This is a genomic window from Streptomyces sp. BK340 (assembly GCF_007827595.1).
In the GTDB taxonomy this organism is placed as follows: domain Bacteria; phylum Actinomycetota; class Actinomycetes; order Streptomycetales; family Streptomycetaceae; genus Streptomyces.
On record NZ_VISR01000002.1, the window covers coordinates 120,859 to 146,397 of the forward strand.

22 protein-coding genes are annotated in these 25,539 nt (G+C 72.4%); 11 read left to right on the top strand and 11 right to left on the bottom strand.

What is annotated here, in order from left to right:
• Window positions 1-53: 53 nt before the first annotated feature.
• A complete protein-coding gene (locus FB157_RS03910; protein ID WP_186581368.1) occupies window positions 54-722 on the top strand; it encodes a rhomboid-like protein in 669 nt (222 codons plus the stop codon).
• A gap of 15 nt (window positions 723-737) precedes the next feature.
• On the opposite strand, the gene FB157_RS03915 is transcribed toward FB157_RS03910, so the two are convergent.
• A complete protein-coding gene (locus FB157_RS03915) occupies window positions 738-4,496 on the bottom strand; it encodes a CHAT domain-containing protein (RefSeq protein ID WP_145875977.1) in 3,759 nt (1,252 codons plus the stop codon).
• Between the two features lie 203 nt (window positions 4,497-4,699).
• Between FB157_RS03915 and FB157_RS03920 the strand changes: the two genes are divergently transcribed.
• On the top strand, window positions 4,700-6,106 hold the full coding sequence (locus tag FB157_RS03920) for an FAD-binding oxidoreductase (RefSeq protein ID WP_145875979.1): 1,407 nt from the start codon (window positions 4,700-4,702) through the stop codon (window positions 6,104-6,106).
• Window positions 6,107-6,337: 231 nt separating this feature from the next.
• Here the strand turns inward: FB157_RS03920 and FB157_RS03925 are convergent, their stop codons facing one another.
• Entirely contained in the window at window positions 6,338-7,351 is a 1,014-nt protein-coding gene (locus tag FB157_RS03925) for a zinc-binding dehydrogenase (protein ID WP_145875981.1), read from the bottom strand.
• 49 nt (window positions 7,352-7,400) lie between these two features.
• A complete protein-coding gene (locus FB157_RS03930; RefSeq protein ID WP_145875983.1) occupies window positions 7,401-8,561 on the bottom strand; it encodes an FAD-dependent oxidoreductase in 1,161 nt (386 codons plus the stop codon).
• 137 nt (window positions 8,562-8,698) lie between these two features.
• Between FB157_RS03930 and FB157_RS03935 the strand changes: the two genes are divergently transcribed.
• Window positions 8,699-9,379 carry a pentapeptide repeat-containing protein gene (locus FB157_RS03935; protein WP_145875984.1) on the top strand — a complete coding sequence of 227 codons (681 nt, stop codon included), beginning with the start codon at window positions 8,699-8,701 and terminating at the stop codon, window positions 9,377-9,379.
• A 34-nt stretch (window positions 9,380-9,413) separates the two neighbouring features.
• On the opposite strand, the gene FB157_RS03940 is transcribed toward FB157_RS03935, so the two are convergent.
• Window positions 9,414-9,914 (bottom strand): hypothetical protein, encoded by a 501-nt coding sequence (locus FB157_RS03940; protein ID WP_145875986.1) that lies wholly within the window; start codon window positions 9,912-9,914, stop codon window positions 9,414-9,416.
• Between the two features lie 68 nt (window positions 9,915-9,982).
• Here FB157_RS03940 and FB157_RS03945 point away from each other — a divergent pair, with 68 nt between their 5' ends.
• On the top strand, window positions 9,983-11,377 hold the full coding sequence (locus tag FB157_RS03945; protein WP_186581334.1) for a M1 family metallopeptidase: 1,395 nt from the start codon (window positions 9,983-9,985) through the stop codon (window positions 11,375-11,377).
• 37 nt (window positions 11,378-11,414) lie between these two features.
• Here the strand turns inward: FB157_RS03945 and FB157_RS03950 are convergent, their stop codons facing one another.
• Both FB157_RS03950 and FB157_RS03955 read right to left on the bottom strand, forming a co-directional pair.
• Window positions 11,415-12,971 (bottom strand): M4 family metallopeptidase, encoded by a 1,557-nt coding sequence (locus tag FB157_RS03950; RefSeq protein ID WP_145876764.1) that lies wholly within the window; start codon window positions 12,969-12,971, stop codon window positions 11,415-11,417.
• Between the two features lie 309 nt (window positions 12,972-13,280).
• Window positions 13,281-14,237: a bifunctional GNAT family N-acetyltransferase/NUDIX hydrolase gene (locus FB157_RS03955; protein WP_145875988.1), complete on the bottom strand. Its 957-nt coding sequence runs from the start codon at window positions 14,235-14,237 to the stop codon at window positions 13,281-13,283.
• Between the two features lie 99 nt (window positions 14,238-14,336).
• Here FB157_RS03955 and FB157_RS03960 point away from each other — a divergent pair, with 99 nt between their 5' ends.
• Window positions 14,337-14,765: a hypothetical protein gene (locus tag FB157_RS03960; protein WP_145875990.1), complete on the top strand. Its 429-nt coding sequence runs from the start codon at window positions 14,337-14,339 to the stop codon at window positions 14,763-14,765.
• A gap of 70 nt (window positions 14,766-14,835) precedes the next feature.
• Here the strand turns inward: FB157_RS03960 and FB157_RS03965 are convergent, their stop codons facing one another.
• Entirely contained in the window at window positions 14,836-15,411 is a 576-nt protein-coding gene (locus FB157_RS03965) for a TerD family protein (protein ID WP_020940795.1), read from the bottom strand.
• A 151-nt stretch (window positions 15,412-15,562) separates the two neighbouring features.
• On the opposite strand from FB157_RS03965, the gene arfB reads away from it, so the two are divergent.
• On the top strand, window positions 15,563-16,000 hold the full coding sequence (gene arfB, locus FB157_RS03970; RefSeq protein ID WP_145875992.1) for an alternative ribosome rescue aminoacyl-tRNA hydrolase ArfB: 438 nt from the start codon (window positions 15,563-15,565) through the stop codon (window positions 15,998-16,000).
• Between the two features lie 104 nt (window positions 16,001-16,104).
• Here arfB and FB157_RS03975 read toward each other — a convergent pair whose 3' ends face one another.
• A complete protein-coding gene (locus tag FB157_RS03975) occupies window positions 16,105-16,677 on the bottom strand; it encodes a flavin reductase family protein (RefSeq protein ID WP_145875994.1) in 573 nt (190 codons plus the stop codon).
• A gap of 347 nt (window positions 16,678-17,024) precedes the next feature.
• Between FB157_RS03975 and cdgB the strand changes: the two genes are divergently transcribed.
• Both cdgB and FB157_RS03985 read left to right on the top strand, forming a co-directional pair.
• Window positions 17,025-18,680 (top strand): diguanylate cyclase CdgB, encoded by a 1,656-nt coding sequence (gene cdgB, locus FB157_RS03980; protein WP_145875997.1) that lies wholly within the window; start codon window positions 17,025-17,027, stop codon window positions 18,678-18,680.
• 117 nt (window positions 18,681-18,797) lie between these two features.
• A complete protein-coding gene (locus tag FB157_RS03985) occupies window positions 18,798-19,715 on the top strand; it encodes a carbohydrate-binding protein (protein WP_145875998.1) in 918 nt (305 codons plus the stop codon).
• On the opposite strand, the gene FB157_RS03990 is transcribed toward FB157_RS03985, so the two are convergent.
• The 3 genes from FB157_RS03990 to FB157_RS04000 all read right to left on the bottom strand — a co-directional run bounded on the left by FB157_RS03990 (window position 19,712) and on the right by FB157_RS04000 (window position 22,917).
• A complete protein-coding gene (locus tag FB157_RS03990) occupies window positions 19,712-20,641 on the bottom strand; it encodes a 1-phosphofructokinase family hexose kinase (RefSeq protein WP_145876000.1) in 930 nt (309 codons plus the stop codon). The two genes, FB157_RS03985 and FB157_RS03990, sit on opposite strands and share 4 nt — an antisense overlap.
• A 117-nt stretch (window positions 20,642-20,758) precedes the next feature.
• Window positions 20,759-21,943, bottom strand: a complete 1,185-nt coding sequence (nagA, locus tag FB157_RS03995; protein WP_186581335.1) for an N-acetylglucosamine-6-phosphate deacetylase — start codon at window positions 21,941-21,943, stop codon at window positions 20,759-20,761.
• Complete coding sequence (locus FB157_RS04000; protein ID WP_145876002.1) at window positions 21,943-22,917, bottom strand: ROK family protein; 975 nt, start codon at window positions 22,915-22,917, stop codon at window positions 21,943-21,945. The genes nagA and FB157_RS04000 overlap by 1 nt, the downstream gene beginning before the upstream one ends.
• A gap of 139 nt (window positions 22,918-23,056) precedes the next feature.
• Here FB157_RS04000 and FB157_RS04005 point away from each other — a divergent pair, with 139 nt between their 5' ends.
• The 3 genes from FB157_RS04005 to otsB all read left to right on the top strand — a co-directional run bounded on the left by FB157_RS04005 (window position 23,057) and on the right by otsB (window position 25,535).
• Window positions 23,057-24,301 carry an extracellular solute-binding protein gene (locus FB157_RS04005; protein WP_145876005.1) on the top strand — a complete coding sequence of 415 codons (1,245 nt, stop codon included), beginning with the start codon at window positions 23,057-23,059 and terminating at the stop codon, window positions 24,299-24,301.
• A 35-nt stretch (window positions 24,302-24,336) separates the two neighbouring features.
• On the top strand, window positions 24,337-24,561 hold the full coding sequence (locus FB157_RS04010; protein WP_145876006.1) for a DUF3263 domain-containing protein: 225 nt from the start codon (window positions 24,337-24,339) through the stop codon (window positions 24,559-24,561).
• Between the two features lie 140 nt (window positions 24,562-24,701).
• On the top strand, window positions 24,702-25,535 hold the full coding sequence (otsB, locus tag FB157_RS04015) for a trehalose-phosphatase (RefSeq protein ID WP_145876008.1): 834 nt from the start codon (window positions 24,702-24,704) through the stop codon (window positions 25,533-25,535).
• Window positions 25,536-25,539 lie beyond the last annotated feature (4 nt).

Here is a 25,539-nt window from a genome sequence, read left to right on the forward strand (position 1 = left end):
CTGTGAAACGGGTCACCCGATGTCGGCGTGGGCTCCGGGCGGCCGCGGCCTGCATCCGCCGCGCCCCGGGGCCGGTGGCCTATGTCCGCAGTGCCCCGGGCACCTACGTCTGGCTGCTGATCCTGTTCGTCACCACCGTCGCCCTGCACCACATGTCGCCGGAGTTCGAGGAGGACTTCCTGCGGCAGCGGTCGACCAACATCCACGAGCTGTCGCGGAACCCGGTACGGGTGCTGATCACCAGCGCGATGTGGATCGACAGCGGGCACTGGCTGCCGTACGCGGTCCTGTACACCGTCTTCCACGCCCAGGCCGAACGCTGGCTCGGCACCCTGCGCTGGCTCGCGGTGTGCGTGGCCGCCCACATGTTCGCCACGCTGATCAGCGAGCTGGCCCTGCTGAAGGCGATCCACGACGGCATGGCCCCGCACTCCGCGGTCAACACCCTGGACATCGGCGTGAGTTACGCCCTGGCGGGCGTGGTGGCGGTGCTCACCTACCGGATCGCGGCGCCCTGGCGGTACCTGTACCTGGCGGTCGTGCTCGCGGTCTACACGGTCCCCCTCGCCACCAGCCGCACCTTCACCGACTTCGGGCACTTCCTGTCCGTGCTGATCGGTCTCGCGTGCTATCCGCTGGTCAGAGGCCGCGGCAGAGCATGGAACCCGAAGGAGACCCTGGCCCAGGCCCGCGCCGCGCTGCGGAGCGTCACCACGGGTTGACGGTTGCGGCCGCCCTCACCCCGTCGCCGCGGACGCCGGGTTGCCCTGGTGGGTGAAGGCGGCCCAGTGGTGCAGACGGTGCAGGTCGGGGCGGGTGGCCTCGCGGCGGAGGAGGCCGTCGAGGGTCTGCGGGACCCTGCGGTGCGGGTTGAGCATCCACAGCTGGGCGGCGCGCAGCGCGTCGGGCGGGGCCAGTCCACCGGCGGTGAGGTGGTGGTGGAAGACGGCCATCATCACGGCGGTGGCACTGTCCCGCACGGCCCAGCGGGACCCCACGACGTCGGCGGCGCCGCCCGTGACCAGCGCGGTGGCGAGGGTCAGCGCCTCGTCGTGGTGACGCGTGCTCAGGTCGGTCTCACAGGCGCTGAGCACGACCAGCGGACCCGCGGTGTCCGGCCGGCGGCCGTACGCGCCGTCGAGGATGCCGGCCACGGTGAGCCGGCCGGCGTCCTCGCCCGCACCGGGCGGACCGGCCAGCCACAGCGCGGAGTCGGTGGGGCGCGGCGCGGCGACGGCATGGCAGGACAGATGGACCACGGACGCCGGTGCCGCGCCGCCGGGCAGCACGGCGAGCAGCTCCTCCGGCGTGCCCGCCGCGTCCGGCGGCTCGTCCGTGGTGACGAACTCGCCGTAGCGGAGCGCGTCCGGGTAGCAGCCGGCCCGCAGCGCGGCCGTCTCCACCTCGGCCCACGGCAGGGTCAGCTCCGGGTCGGCGACGAGTACCTGCCGGCCGGCGCCGGGAGGCATGCGGCGGCGGGCGGCCGAGGCGAGGAAATGGGTGCCGGACGGGGCGTAGCTGAGCACGGCCTCCTGGCAGGCGTACCGGTGACCGTGCTCGCCCAGGCCACGGATGCGTGCGGCGTGCCACGGCACGACACCGAGCGGGCCGCAGGGCACCAGCACGATCCGCGGCAGCCGGGCGTACGGCCCCAGGGCCGCCGACAGCGGGCGTACGGCCGCGAGCACCGGGCCCATCGCCGCCTTCCAGGCCCAGTCGCACAGGTCGCCCAGCGCCGCCTGCCAATGCCCGTCCCAGGCGGCCTGCCACGAGGCGTGCAGGTCCGGGTCGGCCAGCGCCCGGGAGCGTTCCGCCGCGGCGTCGAGGTAGCGCTCCAGCGGCGGGCTGCCCGGAGCCTTCATCTGCGGCAGAGGAAGGATGAAGGGAGCGGCGCCCGGGCGCAGGATCAGCGCGTGGCCGAGCCAAGGGCCGTTGGACAGGGGCGCACCGGGCACCAGGTAGACCAGCGCGTCCGTGCCCGTGGCGGCGAGACCGTCCGTCAACTGGGCCACGTCCGCCGCGCCCACCAGCTGCCGGGTGCCCGACCCCTCCCCGGCACCGGGGTGGACGCCCAGCACGGACAGTGCCCTGCGCCGCAGCGCGCCCGGGATCGGCGGGCCGTCGGCCGACGAGGGCGGTGCGTCACTGGTCCGGGACCGCAGCGGGTCCGTGGGGACCTGGGCGCGCCACTGCCGGGCCAGTGCGGACTGGCCGGCGTCGTCGAGCAGCTCGGGGATGCTCCGGGCGGCGGTGGCGGCCTGCAGCACCAGGGCGCGCCCCATCTCCAGATCGGTCACCGCGTCGGCCGCCCGGCCCAGACGGAAGTCGACGAAGGCCAGCCGCCGTGTCAGCAGGGCCCCGTTGAGGGCCGCCGACAGGCCGTGGTCGGCGCCGAGTTGGAGCAGGACGTCGGCGGCCAGTTCGGCCAGTGCCTCACGGGTGATCCGTACGGACGCCAGCAGGTCGTCGGGGGCGTGCGCGCCGGGCCGGGCGGAGCGCATGACGTGGGCCTCGGCCAGGATCTTCAGGATGTCCACGCGCCGGTGTGCGCCACGCCCTTCGGCGAGCAGTGCGCGGACGCGGGTCAGCTCGGTGATGGCCTCGTCCAGAACCGCCGGGTCCTGCTCGCCGCGCACGACGGCGAGCTGCAGCCGCAGACCGAGTTGGGCACGCAGGTCGTACTCCTGCCCGTGATAGGACACGGGTTCGCCGAGCCGCCGGCGGATCTCGGCGACGTCGCGCTCCAGCGCCGCTCGCTCGTCGACGGGGTCGGCGGCCCCGGCCCCTCCGGGCGTTTCGCGCCCGGTGTCCGACTCTGCCTCGGCGCGCAGTTCGCCGAGCCGCTCCAACCGCTTCGCCACCTGGTCGCGCCACTCGCTGTCCACCGGCAGGGCGGCGTGCCTGCCGCGCAGCTCCTCGCTCAGGCGTGCCAGCGCCTCGTGGTCTCCGGTGCGCTCCGCGCGCCGCAGCTCGCTGTCGGCGAGGGAGAGCGTGAAGTCGAGGGCCAACGGTGCGTCGGGCGGCAGTGAGCCCTCGCCTTCCAGGGTGGCGCCCAGCCCGCGCATGGCGGCCAGGGAGACGTCGGAGTCGTGGAAGATGCCGCCGCTGGAGGCGGCGGACTCCACGACCTCGGCCAGCTCCACCCGCAGGGCCGTGGCCCACCACGAGTCCGCGGGGCTCGCGTCGAGCGCCTCCTTGAGCAGGGTGGCGGCGTCCTCCAGGTAGCCGGGATCGCCGGTTCGCTGGGCCAGGAACCGGTCGTGGGCGGCCGCGGAGCGCCGCTCGCGAATGCCGAGGTGGGAGACGAAGTCCTGCATATGGCTGTCGAGATAGTCGAAGAAGCCGGGCTCCACGGGGAAGCTGATCGGCCACTCGTCGAGGCGGCCGCCGCTGCCGTCGTCCGGTTCCGGCTCGGGCCGCTCCACCGTGCCGAAGTCGACCGAACCGGGCTCCCGGGTCTCCACTGTGACGAGCAGGTAGCCGTGGAGTCTGGCGACCCGGGCCCGCTCCGGTGCGTCCGGGGGCAACGCGCGCAGTGCCTGCAACACCAGGTCCGCGGCGCGGCGGATGCCGTCCGTGCCGGCTGCCCTGCCGACGCCGGCCTGGCGCAGCAGAGCCGCGGCTTCCGGGTCCACCAGGTCCGAGCCCCCGCCCGGACCGCCGCGTCCGGAGTTCAGTTCGGCGTTGAGCCAGACCAGCACGCGGGTGAACCGCGGCGTGCTGCGTGAGCCGGCCAGGGCGGCCAGGCCGCGGACGGCGGCGAGCAGCGCGTCCTCGGGGACGATGGCCTCATCGGCGCTCTGGGCGCCGTCGGGTGTGGCTGCCGCTTCGGTGGGTGCCACTGCCGTCTCCGTCGCTGCCGTCTCCGCCGTCGTGCCGGGGGAAGCCCAGCCAGGGGTGAGTATCAGCTCGAGGTCCCGCTTGACGCTCGCGGTCCGCTTCTGGAGCGCCGGGTCGAGCGGGGCCGCGGCGATGCGGCCGACCACCTCCAGGGCTTCCGTGATGTCCCGGCGCAACGACTCGGTCAGCACGCGGTCGTCGGCGGCGGAGAGCAACGCTTCCTGAAGGGCGGTGCGGGTGCCGTCGGGGCGGGGCAGCATCCAGGGCACGAGCAGGAAGACCAGCATCATGCGGGCCTGCACCACGAGCAGGCTCTCCGGCGGTCCCACTTTGCGGTCCACCCACCGCAGGCGCTGTAACGCCGCCGTCCGCTCGCTGGAACCGGACGACGCGCTTTCGTTCCTGCTCAGGCAACGCGCGCCGAGCACGAGGCAAAGGTGGATGGTGACGACAGGGAGGAATTCCTCCTCGTTCCGCCCGGCCAGCCCGGCCTCCGCGGCGATCAGCCGCTCGCCCACCGGCCTCAACGTCTCGGCGGGCGGCCAGTGCTCCGCGAGGTCCAGCAGCCGTCGGGCCTCCCGGACGGCGTCCTCCGCCTCCTTCCGCAGTTCCGCCAACCCGGCGCCGTCGTCGTCCTGTCGAACCTCGCTGCCCATCGGCTCCCCCACCGTGCGCGTGCCTCGCCCCGTAGGACCCACTTCCACTCAGTCTCCAGGAACGGTTGACGTCCGCACATGAGCAGCACGGCAAGCAGGGCTCCCGACTGCCCTCTACGGCAGGGCGGTCAGTGGAAGCGGGGCCTTGGAAAAGCACGGAATCCGAAGGAGACACCGGCTGCTCCGTGGGTTAACGTCCGCGCATGAGCAGCACGGCAAGCGGTGTCGTCAACGGCGGCATCTCCTTCTGGTACGCGGACGACGGTCTCCCCGCGGTGCGGGAGCCGTTGTCCGGGGACGCGTCGGCGGACGTCGTCATCGTCGGCGGCGGCTACACGGGGCTGTGGACCGCGTACTACCTCAAGAAGGCCGCCCCCTTCCTCCGGATCACCGTCCTGGAGCAGAAGTTCTGCGGCTACGGCGCCTCCGGCCGCAACGGCGGCTGGCTGTACAACGGCGTCGCGGGCCGCGACCGGTACGCGAAGCTGCACGGCCACGAGGCCGCCGTACGGCTGCAGAAGGCGATGAACGACACCGTGGCCGAGGTCGTCGCGGTCGCCGAGGCCGAGGGCATCGACGCCGACGTGCACCGCGGCGGGGTGCTCGAAGTGGCGACGACGCCCGCCCAGCTGGCGCGGCTGAAGGCGTTCCACGAGCACGAGCTGTCGTACGGCGAGAAGGACCGCGAGCTGTACGGTGCCCGGCAGACCGCCGAGCGGATCAGGGTGGCCGGCGCGGTCGGCTCGACCTGGACCCCGCACGGCGCCCGGCTGCACCCCGTGAAGCTGGTGAAGGGCCTCGCGGCGGCCGTGGAGGCGCTCGGCGTCACCATCCACGAGTCGACCCCGGTCACCGAGATCCGCCCCAAGCACGCCGTGACCCCCTACGGCACGCTCCGCGCCCCCTACATCCTGCGCTGCACGGAGGGCTTCACCGCCTCCCTGAAGGGCCAGCGGCGCACCTGGCTGCCGATGAACTCCTCGATGATCGCCACCAAGCCGCTCACCGACGAGCAGTGGGCGGCCGTCGGCTGGGACGGCCGGGAGACGCTGGGCGACATGGCGCACGCCTACATGTACGCGCAGCGCACGGCCGACGGGCGGATCGCGCTCGGCGGGCGCGGGGTGCCGTACCGCTTCGGCTCGCGCACCGACAACGACGGCCGCACGCAGCCGGAGACGATCGAGGCTCTCCAGGAGATCCTGACCCGCTTCTTCCCCGCCCTCGCGGGTGTGCGCGTCGCGTACGCGTGGTCCGGTGTCCTCGGTGTCCCGCGCGACTGGTGCGCCACGGTCACCCTCGACCGGGCCACCGGCCTCGGCTGGGCGGGCGGTTACGTCGGCTCGGGCGTCGCCACCACCAACCTCGCCGCCCGCACCCTGCGCGACCTCGTCCAGCAGGACTCCGGCCAGGCCGGCCGCACCGAGCTGACCGACCTGCCCTGGGTGAACCACAAGGTCCGCAAGTGGGAGCCGGAACCCTTCCGCTGGCTCGGCGTCCAGGGCATGTACGCCACCTACCGCGCGGCCGACCGGCGTGAACTCCTCCACCCGGGCACGGAGTCCTCCCGCCTGGCGCAGATCGCGGACCGGGTGGCGGGGCGCCACTGAGGCATCACGGGTCCCCGGGCCACGGGCGCAAGCCGGGAGGCCCGGCGGTTCGGGCCGCCGGCTCCGCCCCCCCGTCCCCCGGTCCGTGCGCCGTGGCCGGGGGCCCTGGCCGTGCCCGTCAGGCCCGCGACCAGGCCGGCGAGGAGCATGATGCCGGCGGCCCACCGGATGGCGACCGTGTAGCCGTGCACCACGCCCTCCGGGACCGCGGTGGGTCTGTCGGCTTGTCCCTCATGGCTCCAGCACCACCTTTCCGATCGTGCCGCGGTTCTCCAGCGCCCGGTGTGCCGCGGCCGCCTCGGAGAGTGGGAAACGGGTGACGGCCGGGCGCAGGCGGCCCTGGCCGGCCTCGGTGAGGGCGCGCAGTTCGAGGGCGCGCAGACCGCCGGCCTTCCGCAGCATCGCCGGGCCGAGGACCGACTCGGAGAGTCCGTCGACGAAGTGGCCCCGGGCTTCCTCCCCGATGCCCTCCGCCGACCAGCCGAAGACGAGATGCCGGCCGCCGGGCCCGAGCAGCGCGACGGCCTCCCGGGCGGCGGCACCGCCGACGCCGTCGTAGACGATCGTGGCGGGCCCCCCTTTGTGCGCGGCGTGCCCCTTCGGCTCGCTCGCGGGCCCTGCGAGATGGGCACGGACCTTGGCCGGCCAGGCGGTGTCGTTGTAGTCGACGGCGAGATCGGCGCCGTCGGCCCGCACGCGGGCGGTCTTCTCCGGCCCGCCCGCGAGGCCGATCACCGTCGCTCCGGCGTTCTTGGCGTACTGCACGAGCAGGGTGCCGATGCCGCCGGCGGCCGCCGGTACGACGACCACGTCGTCCGGACCCGGCTCGGCGAACTGCGTGATCCCCAGCGCCGTACGCCCCGTACCGATCATGGCGACGGCCTCGGCGAAGCCGAGTCCTTCCGGGATCTCGTGCAGGCGTTCGGCGGCGGTGACGGCGAGTTCGGCGTACCCCCCGGGCGCGAAGCCCAGGTGGGCGACCACCCGCCGGCCGAGCCACGCCTCCTCCACGCCGTCGCCGAGGGCGTCCACGACCCCCGCGACCTCGCGGCCGGGGACGGTCGGCAGTACGGGCGGTTCGGGCAGCGGCCCCTGCCGGCCCTCGCGCAGGGCCGTGTCGAGGAGGTGCACCCCGGCCGCCGACACGGCGATCCGCACCTCGCCGGGCCCCGGCACCGGGTCCGCGGCCTCCTCGTAGGTCAGGTTCTCGGCCGGTCCGAAGGTGTACAGGCGCACGGCGTGCATGGGACCCCCCAGTGATCGTGTCTCCGTCTCCGGGAGCCACTCTTCGACCTCAAGCATGCTTGAGGTCAAGGGCGGTCCGGCCGAGGATCAGCGACACCGCGGTGACCGCGCTGTTGAAGGACACCTCCGACAGCACACCCGGTGCCGCCACCTGGTCGCCGGCCAGGTAGATACCGTCGCCGCGGTCCACCGCGGGGCGGTCCCGCCAGCTGGTTCCCGGCAGGTCCACGGCCCCCGTACGGCCCTCCGCCACGGACTCCCGGCGCCAGGTGACCCGCTCCCGCCATCCCTCGAAGGCCAGGTCGAGCAGCTCCTCGGCCCGGGCGAGACCGTCGCCGCGCGCCTCGCCCGGGCCGATCGGGATCTGCCCCTGGAGCAGCTGTTCGCCGGCCGGGGCCAGGGTCCGGTCCTGCGCGGTGAACCGCTCGACCCAGCCGGGCGCGTCCAGGTCGGAGACGGCGAAGGCGTCCCCGCGCCGGGTGCGCAGGGCGAGGTCGAGCAGGACGGTACGGCCGCCGGGCCAGGTCAGCGAGTCGTCGCCGAGCAGCCGCCGGGCGGCGGGCAGGGAGGTGGCGACGACCACGGGGGTGTCGGTCGGCAGGGTGTCGACGCGGGACAGCGTCTCGATCCGCACACCGAGATTCCAGGCCCGCGCGGCCATCCGGTCGATGACGCTCGCCCAGCCGCCGCGTGGATAGTGCGCCTCCGGTGGCAGCTTGGTGGCCCGGCGCAGCCGTTCCTGCACGAAGGCGGCGGACAGGGAGCCCGGGTCGTGGTGGAAGAGGGCGACGGCGGAGTAGTTCGCCGCGGCCCGGGCGCCCTCCTCGCCGGCGACGCCGGTCGCCCAGCTGAGGAAGCCGGTGTCGACGGGGGCCTGGCGGATGCCGGGGCGCAGCAGTTTGAGCAGGGCGAAGGGCGGGGTGCGGCGCAGGACGCCGTGGTGACGCAGCCGCAGCCGGGCCGCCTCCAGGGGCGGGAGCGGGGCGAGCGGCCCGATCAGGTCCCGCTGCTTGAGCCAGGTCCAGTGCGGGCCGCCGCTGTAGAGGGCGTGCGGGCCCTCGTTCGTCCGGTACGGCGCCTCGGCGGTGCGGGCCCGGCCGCCCAGGGTGTGGTGGGCCTCGTACACGGTGACCTTGGCGCCTGCCTCGGCGGCCGTGATGGCGGCGGTGAGCCCGGCGAAGCCGCCGCCGACGACGGTGATGCGATGCATGGGGTGTGCTCTCCCTCGGGTCGGTACACCTTCCGTGCATACGACCGAACAGGACCCCGAAATGTGACATCGGCCCGGCGCGGATCCGGTTTCCGCAGCTCAGGCGGATTGTCAGAGGAGGGGTGCAGCATGGGGCCATGGCGAGGAGAGCGACGGGCACGGGCAAGGCGGGGATCAAGGGCGCACGGCGGCCGGAGCTGCGGCTGCCGCCCCTGGAGCCCTGGACGGACGGGGAGTTGGCGCCGGACGGCGACTACGACGGGCTGGAGTTCCGGGAGGCGGACCTGGCCGGGCAGGACGGCGCGGGCGCCCGCTTCCTGGACTGCGCGCTGACGGGCTGCGCGGTGGACGAGACGGCACTGGGCCGGGCCCGTTTCCTGGACTCGGTCCTCACCGGCCTGCGGGGGGTCGGCACCCAGCTCGCCGAGTCCACGCTCCGCGACGTCGAGCTGATCGACCCCCGCCTCGGCGGCACCCAGCTCCACGGCGCCGTCCTGGAGCGGGTCGTGATCCGCGGCGGCAAGATCGACTATCTGAACCTGCGCGAGGCCCGCCTCAAGGACGTGGTCTTCGACTCCTGCGTCCTGGTCGAGCCGGACTTCGCGGGCGCCCGTCTGGAGCGGGTCGAGTTCCTCGACTGCGCCCTGAAGGAGGCCGACTTCAGCGGTGCGACCCTGACGGACGTGGACCTGCGCGGGGCCGCCCCGCTGGAGGTCGTCCGGGGCCTGGACCGGCTGTCGGGGGCGGTGATCAGCACCGGGCAGCTGCTCGACCTGGCGCCGGTGCTGGCACACGAACTGGGGATCAGGGTGGAGTAGAACAGCCCGTCCGGCGCCTGAGCGGCGCGCGGCGTCACGGCACTCGAGGAAAGCGGGCCTGCAGCGTCCACACGGCCGGGTTCTCCGCCAGGTCCTCGTGCAGGTCGGTCAGGTCGGCGATCAGGTCGTGCAGGAAGTCCCGGGCCTCGCGGCGGAGTTCGGTGTGGGAGAAGGTGAGCGGGGGCTCCTCGGCCGGCATCCAGTCGGCCTCGACGTCCACCCAGCCGAAGCGGCGCTCGAACAGCATGCGGTCGCTGGACTCGGTGAAGTCCAGCTCCGCGTGCTGCGGCCGGGCGGCGCGGGAGCCCATGGGGTCCCGGTCCAGCTGCTCCGCGATGTCGCACAGCGCCCACGCGAAGTCCAGCACCGGCACCCATCCCCAGGCTGTGGACAGCTCCCGGTCCGACTTGGTGTCCGCGAGATAGACGTCCCCGCAGAACAGGTCGTGCCGCAGCGCATGGACGTCCGCGCGGCGGTAGTCGGTCTGCGGCGGGTCCGGGAAGCGGTTGGAGAGGGCGTAGCCGATGTCGAGCACGGAAGAGATGGTGTCACGCCCACCGCCCGCCCCCGCTGCCGCGTGCCCGCCCGCCTAAGATCGATGACATGTCCAGATCCGCACGCCTTGTCCCGGCGGTCGCCACCCTGCTCGCTCTCGCCCTCACCGGCACCGCGTGCGACGGCGGGGTCCACGGCACCCCAGGGGGCTCCGGCGTGCGCGATCCGTACTTCCCGAAGGCGGGCAACGGCGGCTACGACGTCACCCACTACGCCCTCACCCTCGACTACACCCCCGACACCCGCCACCTCACCGGCAAGGCGGTCATCACCGCCCGCGCCACGAAGGACCTGTCCGCCTTCGACCTCGACCTCGCCGGACTGGACGTCGACTCGGTCACCGTCGAGGGCAGGAGCGCCCGCTGGAACCGCGCCGGCCAGGAGCTGACCGTCCGGCCCCACGACGACCTCGACCAGGGCGAGACGTTCAGCGTCACCGTCCGCTACGCGGGCAGACCGAAGACCCTCACCGACCCCGACGGCTCCGAGGAGGGCTGGCTGCGCACCGCCGACGGCGCGCTCGCCCTCGGCGAGCCCGTCGGCGCCATGGCCTGGTTCCCCGGCAACAACCACCCCTCGGACAAGGCGACGTACGACATCACCGTCACCGTCCCGAAGGGCCTCCAGGCCGTCTCCAACGGAGAGCTGACCGGCCGGCGGACCAAGGGCGGCCGGACCACCTACGCCTGGCACTGCGCCCAGCCCATGGCCAGCTATCTCGCCACGGTCGCCATCGGGCACTACGACATCACCCGCACCACGGGCCCGCACGGTCTGCCCGTGCTCACCGCGGTCGACCCCACCCAGGCCGAGGACAGCGCGAAGGTGCTCGCGAAGATCCCCGAGATCATCGACTGGGAGGAGACCAACTTCGGGCCGTACCCGTTCTCCTCAACCGGCGCGATCGTCGACCGCCCCGGCGACGCCGGCTACGCCCTGGAGACCCAGACCCGGCCCGTCCTCCCCGCCGACCAGCTCGACACCAGCACGCTCGTGCACGAACTCGCCCACCAGTGGTACGGCGACTCGGTCACGCCGAAGAGCTGGCGGGACATGTGGCTCAACGAGGGCTTCGCGACATACGCGGAGTGGCTGTACAAGGAGGATTTCGGCGGCAAGAGCGCCCAGCAGACCTTCACCGACCTGTACAAGGGCGACCACGAGGAGATCTGGGCCTTCCCGCCGGCCAGACCCTCCAGCGCCGCGCACATCTCCGACAGCCCGGTCTACCAGCGCGGCGCGATGGTCCTGCAGAAGATCCGCCAGAAGGTCGGCGACGACACCTTCTACGACATCATCCAGGGCTGGGCCGCCGCCCACCGCTACGGCACCGCCGACACGGCCGACTTCACCGCGTACGTGGAGAAGAAGGCCCCGGGCAAGGACTTCCGCGAGATCTGGAAGGACTGGCTGTACGGCGACGGCAAGCCGGACCACCCGTGACGGGCGGCCCGGCCGGAGTACCACCGTGCGCGTGCGGCTACTTGACGTTGACCGCCTTCCAGGCAGCCGCCACCGCGTTGTACTCCGCGCTGCCCGAGCCGTACAGGGCCGCCGCGGCCTGCAGGGTGCCGGTGCGGGCGCCCGCGTAGTTGGTCGTCGACGTGAAGTACGTGGTCAGGGCCTTGTACCAGATCTGGTCGGCCTTGGCCCGGCCGATGCCGGTGACCGTGGAACCGTCGTAGGTCGGGGAGTTGTAGGAGACCCCGTTGATCGTCTTCGCGCCGCTGCCCTCGCTCAGCAGGTAGAAGAAGTGGTTGGCGACGCCCGACGAGTAGTGCACGTCGAGGCGGCCCACCGTCTTCGACCAGTAGTCGGCGGAGCCGCCGTCCTTGCTGGGCTTGTCCATGTAGCGCAGCGGGGTGCCGTCGCCGTTGATGTCGATCTTCTCGCCGATGAGGTAGTCACCGGGGTCGGAGGAGTTGTTCGCGAAGAACTCCACCGAGGTGCCGAAGATGTCCGAGGTGGCCTCGTTCAGACCGCCGGACTCACGGCTGTAGTTGAGCTTCGCCGTGGCCGCGGTCAGGCCGTGGCTCATCTCGTGGCCGGCCACGTCGAGCGAGGTGAGCGGGTCGGCGTTGCCCGCGCCGTCGCCGTACGTCATGCAGAAGCAGCTGTCGTCCCAGAAGGCGTTGACGTAGGCGTTGCCGTAGTGGACACGGGAGTAGGCGGCCTTGCCGTCGCCCGCGATGCCGTTGCGGTTGAACGCGGACTTGTAGAAGTCCCAGGTGACGGCGGCGCCGTAGGCGGCGTCGACGGCGGCGGTCTGGCGGTTGGTCACACTGCCGTCGCCCCAGACGTCGTCGGCGTCGTGGAAGAGGGCACCGGTGCCGGACGTGCCGCCGTTCAGGTCGTACGTCTTGTGGCCGCCACGGCCGCCGTCGATCAGGTCGTAGCCGCCGGAGCCGGAGGCCGTGGTGCCGATCGTGACCGTGCCGCTGTACCGGCTGGTGCCCGTGCCGGTGTCGATGCCCTCGTAGGAGTAGAGCTTCTTGCCGCTCTGCGCGTCGGTGATGACGTGCAGCTCGCTCGGGGTGCCGTCGTGCTGGAGGCCCTTGACGACGGACTCGTAGGCGAGGACCGGCTTGGCGCCGGCGGCCCAGACGACCTTGCGGGAGGTCGAGGCGGCGGCCTTGGCGGTGCCGGCGGCCTTGAGGGCGGTCTTCCTCGCGTCAGCGGGGGAGACGGCCGCGGTGGTGGTCGGCACGGATATCCGGGCCTTGACCGCCTTGCTGACGCCCTTGAACGAACCGTTCTTCGCCACGTGGGTGACCAGGTCGCCGCCGAGGACGGGGAGCCCGGCGTACGTCCGCTCGTAACGGGTGTGGACGGTACCATCCGCGTCCTTCACCACGTCCCGGACGACCAGCTTCTCCTTGGCGCCGAGGCCGAGTTCGCGGGCCGCCGCACCGGCGTGGTGCTGGGCCGACTCGATGGCGGCGGCCCGGGCCGTGACGCCGAGCGGGAGGGCGGTGGCACCGGGGGTGTGCGTGGGGGCGGCGGTGGCGGCGCCGTTCTGCAGGGCGAGGACGACCATCGCGGCCGAGCCGACCAGGGCTGCGGCGCGCACGGCGGTCTTGCGGGAGGTGCGGGGAGCGTGGGGCTGCTGTCTCACTCGATCTCCTTCAGGCGCTGGTCTCCGTGGGGTTGGAGACGCAGGCAGGACACAGGGGATGCACAGAGTTGCGGCGGCGGGGAGAGAGTGACACCGAGAACGGCTTGTTTGACAGAGTGCCGACAAGATTTTACGTGTTCGTATCCGAAAGCCGTGCCTCGGAATCCGCTATCCGAACGCACCGCACGCGGCCAACTACCCTTTGATCAAGCGGACTTGACCCGCCGAGTGTCACGCCCCGCCCGTTCGGCCTTCCCACTCGTCCAGCAGTCGCGCGAGGTCCGGCGGCCACACCGGCTCCGCCTCCTCGGCCAGCTCCTGCCGGCTCCACCAGCGCCAGTCGAGGATGCCGTCGGCTGCGTGGGCTGCGGCGAGGCCGGGTCCGGCCGGTTCGCGGCGGGGGCCGTGGGTGACGTAGATGTGCTCGTGCTGGCGGACGGCGATCCCCACGCGGGTGAAGTCGTGCTCCCAGGTGCACAGGAGAGGGCCGGGCTTCAGGTCGGTCCAGCCGGTCTCCTCGGCCAGCTCCCGCAGGGCGCCCTCGGCCGGGCCCTCGCCCGGCTCCAGGCCGCCGCCGGGCAGGGCCCAGTGGACGCCGGTCTCGACGTTGTCGTAACGGAAGAGGAGCACCGCCCCCTCGGGGTCCACGACGGCGACGCGGGCCGCCCGCCGGGGTGTCCGCAGGACCTTGCGCAGCACGGCGCAGGGGCGGCCGTGGGCGCGGTCGGGGCGGTGGTCGACGACCTCGTAGCCGAGGGCGGTCCAGAAGGCCAGCCCCTTGGGGTTGTCGTCCAGGACGGCGAGCCGGACGGCCCGGCGCCCGGCGGTGCGGAAACGCTCCTCGACCAGCGTGGCGACCTGTCGGCCGTACCCCTTGCCCTGCTCGGCCGCGTCCACCATCAGCAGCCCGATCCACGGGTCCGGGTCGGCCGGGTCGGGGTGCCGCGCGAGCGTGATCACGATCCCGACCACCCGGCCCCGGCTGCGGGCGAGCAGCACCTCGGCGTCCGGATGCGCCAACTCGTCGGCCAGCGCGGCCGCCACCTGCTCGGGCCGTACGTCGTCAGGGTCGGGGAAGTCACCGCTGAGCGCGTGGAACTCGCGGTTGGAGGCGTACAGGGCCGTGAGCTCGGTGAGCAGCTCGGCGGGGAGGGAGCCGTCGGTCGTCGAGAGCTGTTCGAGGAGCATGACGGGACCCTATCCACCGACCGGCTCTCTTTCCGGGGTCACCGGGCTACTGGATAGATTTCCGCCGAAGCCACACCATGTCCGGGGAGACGGAAGACGATGACGACCCAGCCACCGCCGTACGGCAACCAGCCCCCCTACGGCGGGCAGCCGCCGTCACCGCTCCCGCCGGCCACCGCCCAGCCGGGCTTCGGCCCCCCGCCGCCCCAGTACGCCTACCCCCCGACGCCCCCACCGCAGGCCGGCGGGCCGGAGTTCATGGCGGTCGACCGCCACAACTCGATCGTGGTCGACACCCAGGGGGTGGCCTTCGAGGACCACGGGATGTCCGTCGAGTTCCCCTGGCAGGACATCCGCAGCGTCCACTACAAGGCGAATCCGTCCGGCAAGGCCCTGATGGTGGCGGTGGTCCTCCCCGACGGCCGGTTCTACGAGTGCGTCGTCGAGGCGAAGCCGAGGGCGCGGCTGGGCGAGTGGTTCGCCCAGCTGTCCGCCGTGCTCGGGTATTACCGGCCGGCGAGCCGGTAGGGCTGCTGCAGGGCCCCGAATACCGGGACCCCCGGCCGAAGCCGGGGGTCCTCGCGCGGCGCGGTGTCCGTCAGACGTTCACGCCGAAGTCCTGGGCGATGCCCACCAGGCCCGAGGCGTAGCCCTGGCCCACCGCGCGGAACTTCCACTCCGCGCCGTTGCGGTACAGCTCGCCGAAGACCATGGCCGTCTCGGTGGCGGCGTCCTCGGAGAGGTCGTAGCGGGCGATCTCGGCGCCGCCGGCCTGGTTGACGATGCGGATGTAGGCGTTGCGGACCTGGCCGAAGTTCTGGCCGCGGTTCTCGGCGTCGTAGATGGAGACCGGGAAGACGATCTTGTCGATGTCGGCCGGGAGGGCCGCGAGGTTGACGTTGATCGCCTCGTCGTCGCCCGCGCCCTCGCCGGTGCGGTTGTCGCCCGTGTGGACGATGGAGTTGTCCGGGGTCTGCTTGTTGTTGAAGAACACGAAGTGGGCGTCGGAGTAGACCTTGCCCTGCGTGTTCACCGCGATGGCGGAGGCGTCGAGGTCGAAGTCCGTGCCGGTGGTGGTGCGGACGTCCCAGCCGAGGCCCACGGTGACGGCGGTCAGGCCCGGAGCCTCCTTGGTGAGCGAGACGTTGCCACCCTTGGACAGGCTTACAGCCATGATTGGGAGTCCCTTCCCTTTTAGGTTTCTGTGCCGACGAAGCTACCGTCACCGGGGAGAACGTCGAGGGGGGTCCCGATGGTTCCGGATCCCTTTACCATTTTTACCCGCGACGAAAACCGGATGACGCGAGGCGGGCTGGAACGGGAACATGGGATGCATGTCCGGGCCTTACTTCATCCGTGGCTCGGTCTCGCTTCCCGAGGCCGAGCTGACGTGGCGTTTCTCCAGATCCTCCGGGCCCGGCGGGCAGCATGTGAACACCAGCGACTCGCAGGTGGAGCTGCGCTTCGACCTCGCGGGCACCGAGGCGCTCCCCGAGGTGTGGAAGGAGCGGGCGCTGCAGCGGCTGGCCGGGCGGCTGGTCGACGGGGTCGTGGTCGTACGGTCCTCCGAGCACCGCTCCCAGTGGCGCAACCGCGAGACCGCCGCCGTGCGCCTGGCCGCCCTCCTCGCCGAGGCGACGGCCCCACCGCCCAAGCCGCGCCGGCCGACCCGGATCCCGCGTGGGATCAACGAGCGGCGGCTGCGGGAGAAGAAGCAGCGCTCGGACACCAAGCGGGGCAGGTCCGGCCGCGACTGGTCGTAGCCCCTCCGGATTCCCCCGGGGATATCCCCCTTCCGGACGAGCAGTCATCCGGGCCTATTGATACGGGTGTTCACGACACGGCCACGGAATTCCACGGCGCCCGATTACCCCAACTGCCGGTAACGGCCCTGGAAATACAGCAGTGGTCCGCCCTCGGTGCTCGGTACCCGGGCGGTCAGCACCCGGCCGATCACGAGGGTGTGGTCCCCGGCCGTCACCCGCTGCTCGGTGCGGCACTCCAGGGTGGCCAGCGCGCCGCCCACCAGCGGGGCGCCGGAGGTCTCCCCGCGGACGTGGGGGAGGTCCTCGAAGAGCAGACGGTCGCTGATCCGGCCCTTCATGGCGAAGCGGCCGGCGACGTGGCGCTGGCTCTCGGCGAGGACCGAGACCGCCCACAGCGGCTGCTCGTCGAGCAGGTCGTCCATGCGGGCGCCCGTGCGCAGGCTGACCAGCACCAGCGGCGGGTCCAGCGAGACGGACATGAAGGCCGTGGCGGTCATGCCGACGTCCTCGCCGCCCGGCGCGGTCGGGTCGTCCGGGTCCAGCGGCGGCTCCTGCGCGGTCACCAGGACCACGCCCGCGGCCAGCCGGGACATCGCGGCCCGGAACTCGTCGTTGCTCACCCCCTCAGCATGCCCGGACGGGGGTGCGACGGTGGGTGAGGGAGTGTTCAGCACGCCGCAGACGCTAATCTCCGTTCCGGGCACGCCGCATCGGGCCCTGGACCGAACCGGGTCCTAGGACCCGGGGACGATGAGCGGCCGGCGATGTGTGCATGATGTGAACGCACTCGCAAAGCCCGCGTTCAGTAATCGCACAGGGAAAACGCAGAAACTCCACCCAATTGTTCATGTTCTTCTGTGACTTGAGTCACAAGGGGCGGGAATTGTTGACCCTGTGTACCGAGTGGGCAGCGCGCTGTGATTCAGTGGCGGGAAGCTAGGAGCACGACAAGAACCACCGGGGTAAGGAAGCGCCGAAGACAACCCTTGATTCGCTGCGAGGTCTCGGGGGGAGGGCGAGCATGGAGACCGAGTCGGAGCCGTATGTCCGTCTTGCGTCCCTGCGACAGCTGCACCAGGTCATGGCCGACATGAACACGGCACGCAGCCTGGCGGACACACTGCAGACCGTCGCCGACGGCGCGGTGAACGCCCTCGGGTACGAGATGGCGTGCGTCAACCTCGTGCGCCAGGACGGTGACCTCGTCGTCGCCGCCTTCTCCGGCAACCCCGCCGCCGAGGCCCTGATCACCGGCCGGGTCGGCTCCCGCGACTCCTGGCTGCGCCGGCTGAACATGGGCGAGCAGTGGGGCGACCTGATCTTCATACCGCACACCGAGGGCTGGGTGCTGGACGACGACGACGTCCCGCAGTGGTACACCGACGGGCCCGCGCCCCGCTTCGAGGACGAGTGGCACCCCTCCGACCGGCTCTTCGCACCGATGTACACGCCCGGCGCGCCGGGCGGCTCCTCCGGTGAGCTGCTGGGCGTCATATCCGTCGACCGGCCGCGCAACGGCCGTCACCCCGGCGCCTGGGGCCGCGAGGCTCTCCAGATGTACGCCTTCCAGGCCGCCATCGCGATCAGCAACGCGCGTCTACGTGCCAATATGCAGCGCGCCCTGGTCCGCCTCGAGCGGGAGCAGCAGGCGCTGCGAGCCAGCGAGGAGAGCTTCAGGCAGGCCTTCGAGTACGCCCCCTCCGGCATGGCGATCGCCGAGATGGGCGGCGACCAGCACGGCCGGATCCTGCGCACCAACGACGCCCTGTGCCGCCTGCTGGGCCGCCCCGCCTCCGCGATGCGCCGCTACTCCTTCTCCGACCTCGTCCACCCCGAGGACATCGGGACCCTGCTCAGGACCTCCGCCGAGGGCGGCCGCGCGGAACTGCGCCTCGGCCGCCGCGACGGCTCGTACGTATGGGTGTCGCTGCGCAACTCGGTCGTCGCGGACGCCGCCGACGGCCCCCGCTTCCTGCTCACCCACGTCGAGGACATCGAGGAGCGCAAGCGCCGCGAGCTGCAGCTCGCCCACCGCGCCTCCCACGACTCCCTCACCGGCCTGCCGAACTCCGCCGAGCTGCGCTCCCGGCTGTCGGCACGCCTGTGTCAGCGCCCGGCCCACGCCGGCGCCCTGGAGTCCCTCGACGCGGCCTACGGCCACCCCGCCTTCGACACCCCCGTCGGCCACGGCTTCGACTTCGTGCCGGGCGCGGAGTCGTACGACGGCTTCGACCACCACGTCCACACCATCGCCCCCGAGGACGGCCGCGACGACGGCACCAAGGGCCTCGCGGTCCTCTTCTGCGACCTGGACGGCTTCAAGTCGATCAACGACCGCTTCGGGCACAACGCGGGCGACGCGGTCCTGATCGAGGTCGCCCGCAGGCTCTCCCGAGGCGTCCGCGACGGCGACACCGTGGCACGCCTCGGCGGCGACGAGTTCGTGATCCTCGCCGACGGCCTCGGCAAGGCCGACGCCCAGGACCTCGCCGTACGCCTGCGAAACGAGATCATCCAGCCCATCCGCGCCGAGGGACGAGCCGTCCGGGTGGGCGCCAGTTTCGGCATCGGATGGGCACACTGCGGCATGACTGCGGACGAAGTGTTGAAGTCAGCCGACGAGCGGATGTACGTAGAGAAACGATCTCGTCCCAAACAGCACCGACGCGCCGGATGATCCGCAGGTCAGTGAGTTGATGCGGTCCGAGTCACCCGTTTGGGCCAGCCAGAGCGGGTAGGCTCGCCATTCCAGACCTGTACCGCATCCACCCGCACCTGCTGAGGAGACCAAGGGATGACGCCCGGCGAAAACGGCCCGAGCACGCCCGAGGACGACGACCCGTTCGGCTATCTGTACGCCGACGGCCAGGCCAGAGGAGCCCAGCCGCCGTCCGGCGGGTACGGCTACCCGAACTCGGTCAGCAGAGTGCGTTCGGTCGGCGAGCGCACGTACGGCGGACAGCAGCCGCAGCCCGGTGTCCCGCAGCAGCAGGGCACCTACGGCCAGCCGAACGCCCACTACCAGGCCCCGGAGACGCTCCCCGGCGGTGCCCCGACGAGCCGCATGTCCGCGCCGGCCCCGGCCCGCAGCGGCCCGAACACCAAGGGCCTGCTGATCGGCGCGATCGCGGTGGTCGCCGCGGTCGTCATCGGCATCAGCATCGCGATGCTCAACGACAACTCGGACGACAACAAGTCCAGCAGCCAGGTGGGCACCGCCCCGACCCAGTCCCAGACCGGCAAGCCGAGCCCGTCGAGCAGCAACACGGCGGCCCCGGGCGAGCTGCCCAAGTCGGACGCGAACGCCCTCCAGCTGGCCGGCGGGGCGACCAAACTGTCGGACGTCAAGGGCGCGCAGGCGGCGGGCGGCACCTATGTGGGAGGGCTGAACACGGTCGGGTCCTCGGCGACCTGGACGTTCAACAACATCCCCGAGCAGGGCACCTACACGATCTTCGCGCGGTTCAGCAACGCCGGTGAGGATCAGAAGATGACCCTCACCGTCAACGGCAAGCCCTTCGGCAACAAGCTCAACCTGGGTAACTTCACCCACAAGTCCGACCCGGCGGAGGCCTGGACGGAGACCTACGCCTGGCCGACGCTGAACAAGGGCCCGAACACCATCTCGATCTCCTGCCAGCCCGGCGACACGTGCGATGTGCTGCTGGACCAGGTCTGGCTGAAGAAGGGCCAGGTCAAGCGGGACAGCTAGGCCGCGCTGACCTCGCAGGTCACCGCCACCCGCCCCCGCAGCTCCTCGTACGCCGCCCGGTCGAACTCGCCCGCCGCAGGCGCCCGTACGGTTGCCGCCGACAGTGCGACCGCGCGGGCCAGCCGCTCCGGCCAGGGGAGCCGTTCCACGAGTCCCGACAGCAGGCCCGCGACCGCCGAGTCGCCCGCGCCGGTCGGGTTGCCGTGGATGTGGGCCGGAGGCGCGGCGCGCCAGCGGCCCTCGGGGGTTGCCGCGAGCAGGCCTTCCGGGCCGAGGGAGGCGACCACCGCGTGGGCGCCGCGGCGGCGGGCGTCCTGGGTGGCGCGCAACGGCTCGTGGGAGCCGGTGAGTTCGGCGAGTTCCTCGGTGTTGGGCTTGATGATGTCCGGGCGGGCCGCGACCCCACGGCGCAGGGGCTCGCCGCTGGTGTCCAGGAGCACGGGGACGCCGGCCGCACGGGCGGCGCGGACCAGGCCCGCGTACGCGCCCACCGGTACCCCCGGCGGCAGGCTGCCGGAGAGGGCCACCGCGGAGGCGGGGGCCAGCAACTCCTCGTAGCGGTCCAGGAAGACGCCCCACTCGGTGGGGGATATCTGCGGGCCCGGCTCGTTCAACTGGGTCGTGTCGCCGGACAGTTCGTCGACCACGGCGATCGTGCGGCGGGTCGCCCCGGCGACTCGGACGAAGGCGTCCGTCACGCCGGCCGTGGCCGCCAGGTGATCGCGCAGCACCTGGCCGGTGGCGCCGCCCGCGAAGCCGGTGGCCGTCACCTCGTGTCCGAGGGCCGCCAGCACCCGCGCCACGTTCACGCCCTTGCCGCCCGGCCGTTCGATGACGTCCGAGACGCGGTGCGAGGTGTGCGGCCGCAGGGACCGTACGCGATAGGTGATGTCGAGAGCGGTGTTCAGTGTGACCGTGAGGATCACCCGGGCCGACCTCCCTCGAAGTCCTGTGCCATCGGTTCCGGGGACCTGATCATGCCAAACAGACGGCGGCCGGCCCAGTGCGAGGATCGGCCGCCGTCCGGCGAAGAGAGGGACGGATCAGGGCAGTTGGGGCGTCACCACCCATTCACCCCTGCGCATCACGCCCTTCAGGTCGAAGTTCGCGTCCAGCAGTACCAGGTCGGCGTCCTTGCCGGGCTCCAGGGAGCCGATGCGCTCGGAGAGGCCCAGGAGACGGGCCGGGTTGGCCGAAAGCGCGGCGACCGCGTCCTCGACCGGCAGCTTGTCGACCGTCACCGCCCGCTTGAACGCGCGGTCCAGGGTGAGCGTGGAGCCCGCGATCGAGCCGCCCTCCACCAGACGGGCCACCCCCTCGCTGACCTCGACCTCCAGCGGGCCGAGCATGTAGCGGCCGTCGCCGATGCCGGCAGCGTCCATCGCGTCGGTGATGAACGCGACCCGGGAGGCGCCGGCGTGATGGAACGCCAGCTCCAGCGCGGCGGGGTGGAGATGGGTGCCGTCGTTGATCAGCTCGACCGTCACCCGCTCGTCCTCCAGCAGGGCGGCGATCGGGCCGGGGGAGCGGTGGCCGAGTGTCGGCATGGCGTTGAAGAGGTGGGTGGCGACCGTGGCGCCCGCGTCGATGGCCTCGACCGTCTGCTCGTAGGTCGCGTCCGTGTGCCCGATCGCCGCGATCACGCCGTGCTCGGCGAGCAGCCGCACGGAGTCGATGCCGCCCGGCAGCTCGGTGGCGAGGGTGACCATCTTCGCCTTGCCGCGCCCCGCGTCGATCAGCTTGCGCACCTCGGCCGGGTCCGGGGCGCGCAGCAGCTCCTCGGAGTGCGCGCCCTTGCGGCACGGTGAGATGAACGGGCCCTCGAAGTGGATGCCCGCGATGTCTCCCTGCTCGGCCAGCTCGCTCAGCAGCCCCGCCTGCTGCACCAGCAGATCCATCTCGTCGGTGACGGTGGAGGCGACCAGGGTGGTGGTGCCGTGCAGGCGGTGCGTGCGGATGGCTCTGAGCACGTCGTCCACCGTGCCGGAGAAGGAGGCTCCGCCGCCGCCGTGGTTGTGGATGTCGACGAAGCCGGGGACCACCCAGTGGCCGGTTACGTCGATCACCTGAGCGTTCACCGGGGCCGTACCGGTGATGTGCCGGCCATCGACTGCCACCTGCCCGTTCTCCACAGTTCCGGTGGGGAGGACCACCTTCGCGCCGGTGAGCACCTGCGGGCCGGTGGGGGCTGATCGCGCAGTTCCCCGCGCCCCTGGGTCGGCTGCCATCAGGGGGTTACCTCCGTAGGGTCGGTGTGATTGAGGAGATCCCGGGCGAGGAGTCCCGCGCCCAGGCAGCCGGCCGTGTCGCCGAGGGCGGCGGGGACGATGGACGGGAGTTTCTGGAAGGTGACCCGCCGGCGGACGGCGTCCCGCAGCGGCTGGAACAACACTTCCCCCGCCTCGGCCAGGCCGCCACCGATGATCAGCGTGCGCGGGTCCAGCAGGGTGAGTGCGGTGACCAGCCCGTCGGCCAGCGCGTCCACCGCCTCCTGCCAGACCCGGACGGCGTTCGGGTCGCCGGACGCGACGGCCTTCGCGCAGTCGGCCGCGTCCGCTTCCGGGTCCCCGCAGGCCGCCGCCCACGCCTCGCTGACGGCGGACGCGGAGGCGTACCGCTCCAGGCAGCCGTGCTGCCCGCAGGGGCACGGGGTTCCGCCGGGCCGTACGACGACATGGCCGATCTCGCCGGCGAAGCCGTGCGCGCCCGCCTCCACCCGCCCGTCGACGCCGATGGCGCCGGCGATGCCGGTGCCCAGCGGCACGAACAGGAAGCGGTCGGCGCCCTTGCCCGCGCCGATCCGGCCCTCGGCGAGCCCGCCGGTGCGCACGTCGTGGCCGAGGGCCACGGGCACGCCGAGCCGGTCGGCGAGAAGGGCGCGCAGGGGCACGTCCCGCCAGCCGAGGTTGGCCGCGTAGACGGCGATGCCGTGCTCCTCGTCGACGATGCCGGGTACCGCGAGGCCGGCCGCGGCGGCCGGTTCGCCGTAGTGCTCCGCGCCGTACGCGCGCAGCTCCGCGGCGAAGCCGAGGATGGTCTCGACCACCGCGTCGGGCCCGCGCTCGCGGCCGGTCGCGCGGCGGGCGCGATGCAGCAGCACGGGGGGTCTGGGGGGTGTCCCCCCGGAAAGCGCCGTGTCGGCTCCGACGAGGGCCGCCTTCATCCCGGTACCGCCCACGTCCAGGGCGATGACATGTCTCACGGGGAACAGTGTGGCCCGCGGACCCGCAAGAGGTCTAGTCCACTCGCGTGGTGTAGACCTTATGTGTCCACATATTGAACGGTCAGACAGCAGGGTTGGGGCTTTGAGGGTGCGTCGGCGTACGGCAGGAACGATCGCGGTGGTGTCCGCACTGGGCATGACGGCGGTCCTCGGCGGCTGCGGGAGTACGGGCTCCTCCGACGTGACCCTCAGACTCGTCGCGGCCGACTACGGCAACTCCGCGGCGAACAGCTCGAAGAAGTACTGGGACAAGCTGGCCGAGGCGTACGAGTCCCAGCACTCCGGAGTGAAGGTCGAGGTCAGCGTCTACTCCTGGAACGACGTCGACCGCAAGGTCAAGGAGATGGTCGACGCCGGGGACGCGCCCGACATCGCCCAGATCGGCGCCTACGCCGACTACGCGGCCGCGGGCAAGCTCTACCAGGCCTCCGACCTGCTCTCCATCCGCACCCAGGCCGACTTCCTCTCCCCGCTCTCCGACGCGGGCGAGTGGAAGCACGTGCAGTACGGCATCCCGTTCGCCGCCTCCACCCGGGTGCTCTTCTACAACAAGACCCTCTTCGCCGAGGCCGGCATCACCCCGCCCACCACCTGGAGCGAGCTGGCCGCCGACGCGAAGGCGCTCAAGGACAAGGGGGTGAAGTACCCCTACGCGCTCCCGCTCGGTTCCGAGGAGGCGCAGGCCGAGACCATGCAGTGGCTGCTCAGCGGCGGTGCCGGCTACACCGACGACGTCGGCACCTACACCATCGACTCGGCGCAGAACGTCGAGACGTTCACCTGGCTCAGGGACGACCTGGTCGGCAAGGGCCTGACCGGTCCGGTCGCCCCCGGCAAGCTCAACCGCGCGGACGCCTTCGCCGCCTTCGCCGACGGCCAGGTCGGCATGCTCAACGGGCATCCCACGCTGATCCAGCAGGCCGCCAAGAAGGGTGTGCGCTTCGGCACGGTCCCGATGCCGGGCCGCACCGGCAAGGCCAAGGCCGCGATGGGTGTCACCGACTGGATGATGGGCTTCAAGCAGCACGGGCACGCCGAGCAGATAGGCGACTTCCTCGACTTCGTCTACGAGCAGAAGAACGTCCTCGCCTTCTCCCGCGAGTACGGACTCCTCCCGGTCACGGGCTCCGCGTCCAACACCATGACCGAGTCGGACTCCGCCCCCGACAAGGACCTGCACCCCTTCCTCGACCAGCTCCCGATCTCCGAGCTGTACCCCGTCGGCAAGACCTCCTGGGCGACGGTCAGCGCGTCCGTGAAGAAGGAGATCGGCCAGGCGGTCACCCCCGGCGGCAGCCCCTCCGGCGTCCTGACCCGCCTCCAGGCGACGGCGACCGAGGCGGACAGCAGCGACGCGAGCTGACCCGGCTGTCACCGCCCGGCGTTACGGTGACCCTCATGGAACTGGGCACCCGCGAAAAGGCGGTCCTCGCGCTGGAGCGCCGGACCTTCCCCGGCCCCGGCGCGAAGGAACGGGCCATCCGCGAGGAACTGGGCCTTTCCCCGGTCCGCTACTACCAGCTCCTCAACGCCCTGCTGGACGACGAGCGGGCCCTGGCCCTGGACCCGGTGACGGTGAACCGCCTGCGCCGGGTCCGGGAGGCACGCCGCTCGGAGCGCTGAGCCCCCGGGCCCCGGCGCCGACCCACCCCAGTCGGCCAGGGCGCCTTCTCAGCCGACCGAGTCGGGTGGACGGGTGGGAAACGGGGTCCAGGGGCGGAGCCCCAGGAGTGACCACGGCCCGCCCTGGATACTGTCGCCGTATGGACCTTCTGCCGACCCCGGCGACCAAGGCCGGCCGGGATGGACTGCAGGCGCTGCTCGCGAAGCCCCGCTCAGCAGTGATCGGACTCGACTTCGACGGCACGCTCTCCCCGATCGTCGAAGACCCCGAGCAGGCCCGAGCCCACCCCGACGCCGTCCCCGCACTGGCAACCCTCGCCCCCAAGGTCGCCTCGGTCGCCGTGATCACTGGCAGACCCGCCGAGGTGGCGGTCCGGCACGGCGGCTTCGCGGGCACCTCCGGCCTGGAGCACCTCGTCGTCCTCGGCCACTACGGCGCCGAACGCTGGGACGCCGCGACGAACACGGTCACCGCGCCCCCGCCCCACCCCGGCGTGGCCGCGGTCCGCGCCGAGCTGCCGGGCCTCCTGGACCGCGTCGGCACCGGCCACGGCACCTGGATCGAGGAGAAGGGGCGCGCCGTCGCCGTCCACACCCGCCGCGCCGACGACCCGCAGGCCGCGTTCGAGGCCCTGCGCGCCCCCCTCGCCGACCTCGCCACCCGGCACGGCCTGATCGTCGAGCCCGGCCGGCTGGTCCTCGAACTCCGCCCGCCCGGCATGGACAAGGGCGTCGCCCTCCTCGACCACGTCCGCGCCACCGGCGCCGGGTCCGTCCTCTACGCCGGCGACGACCTCGGCGACCTCCCCGCCTACGCGGCCGTCGACAAGCTCCGCTCCGACGGCGTCCCCGGCCTCCTGGTCTGCAGCGGCAGCACCGAGGTCACCGAACTGGCCGAACGGGCGGACGTGGTGGTGGACGGCCCGGAGGGAGTCGTGGCCCTCCTGCGAGCCCTGGCAGCACGCATGCCCTGACCCG

What these genes read in the sequence shown, in the direction of transcription:
- FB157_RS03915 (WP_145875977.1), bottom strand. Translation starts at nt 4,496, where the DNA reads ATGGGCAGCGAGGTTCGACAGGACGACGACGGCGCCGGGTTGGCGGAA.
- FB157_RS03920 (WP_145875979.1), top strand. Translation starts at nt 4,700, where the DNA reads ATGAGCAGCACGGCAAGCGGTGTCGTCAACGGCGGCATCTCCTTCTGG.
- FB157_RS03925 (WP_145875981.1), bottom strand. Translation starts at nt 7,351, where the DNA reads ATGCACGCCGTGCGCCTGTACACCTTCGGACCGGCCGAGAACCTGACC.
- FB157_RS03930 (WP_145875983.1), bottom strand. Translation starts at nt 8,561, where the DNA reads ATGCATCGCATCACCGTCGTCGGCGGCGGCTTCGCCGGGCTCACCGCC.
- FB157_RS03935 (WP_145875984.1), top strand. Translation starts at nt 8,699, where the DNA reads ATGGCGAGGAGAGCGACGGGCACGGGCAAGGCGGGGATCAAGGGCGCA.
- FB157_RS03945 (WP_186581334.1), top strand. Translation starts at nt 9,983, where the DNA reads ATGTCCAGATCCGCACGCCTTGTCCCGGCGGTCGCCACCCTGCTCGCT.
- FB157_RS03950 (WP_145876764.1), bottom strand. Translation starts at nt 12,971, where the DNA reads ATGGTCGTCCTCGCCCTGCAGAACGGCGCCGCCACCGCCGCCCCCACG.
- FB157_RS03955 (WP_145875988.1), bottom strand. Translation starts at nt 14,237, where the DNA reads ATGCTCCTCGAACAGCTCTCGACGACCGACGGCTCCCTCCCCGCCGAG.
- FB157_RS03960 (WP_145875990.1), top strand. Translation starts at nt 14,337, where the DNA reads ATGACGACCCAGCCACCGCCGTACGGCAACCAGCCCCCCTACGGCGGG.
- FB157_RS03965 (WP_020940795.1), bottom strand. Translation starts at nt 15,411, where the DNA reads ATGGCTGTAAGCCTGTCCAAGGGTGGCAACGTCTCGCTCACCAAGGAG.
- arfB (WP_145875992.1), top strand. Translation starts at nt 15,563, where the DNA reads ATGGGATGCATGTCCGGGCCTTACTTCATCCGTGGCTCGGTCTCGCTT.
- cdgB (WP_145875997.1), top strand. Translation starts at nt 17,025, where the DNA reads ATGGAGACCGAGTCGGAGCCGTATGTCCGTCTTGCGTCCCTGCGACAG.
- FB157_RS03985 (WP_145875998.1), top strand. Translation starts at nt 18,798, where the DNA reads ATGACGCCCGGCGAAAACGGCCCGAGCACGCCCGAGGACGACGACCCG.
- nagA (WP_186581335.1), bottom strand. Translation starts at nt 21,943, where the DNA reads ATGGCAGCCGACCCAGGGGCGCGGGGAACTGCGCGATCAGCCCCCACC.
- FB157_RS04010 (WP_145876006.1), top strand. Translation starts at nt 24,337, where the DNA reads ATGGAACTGGGCACCCGCGAAAAGGCGGTCCTCGCGCTGGAGCGCCGG.
- otsB (WP_145876008.1), top strand. Translation starts at nt 24,702, where the DNA reads ATGGACCTTCTGCCGACCCCGGCGACCAAGGCCGGCCGGGATGGACTG.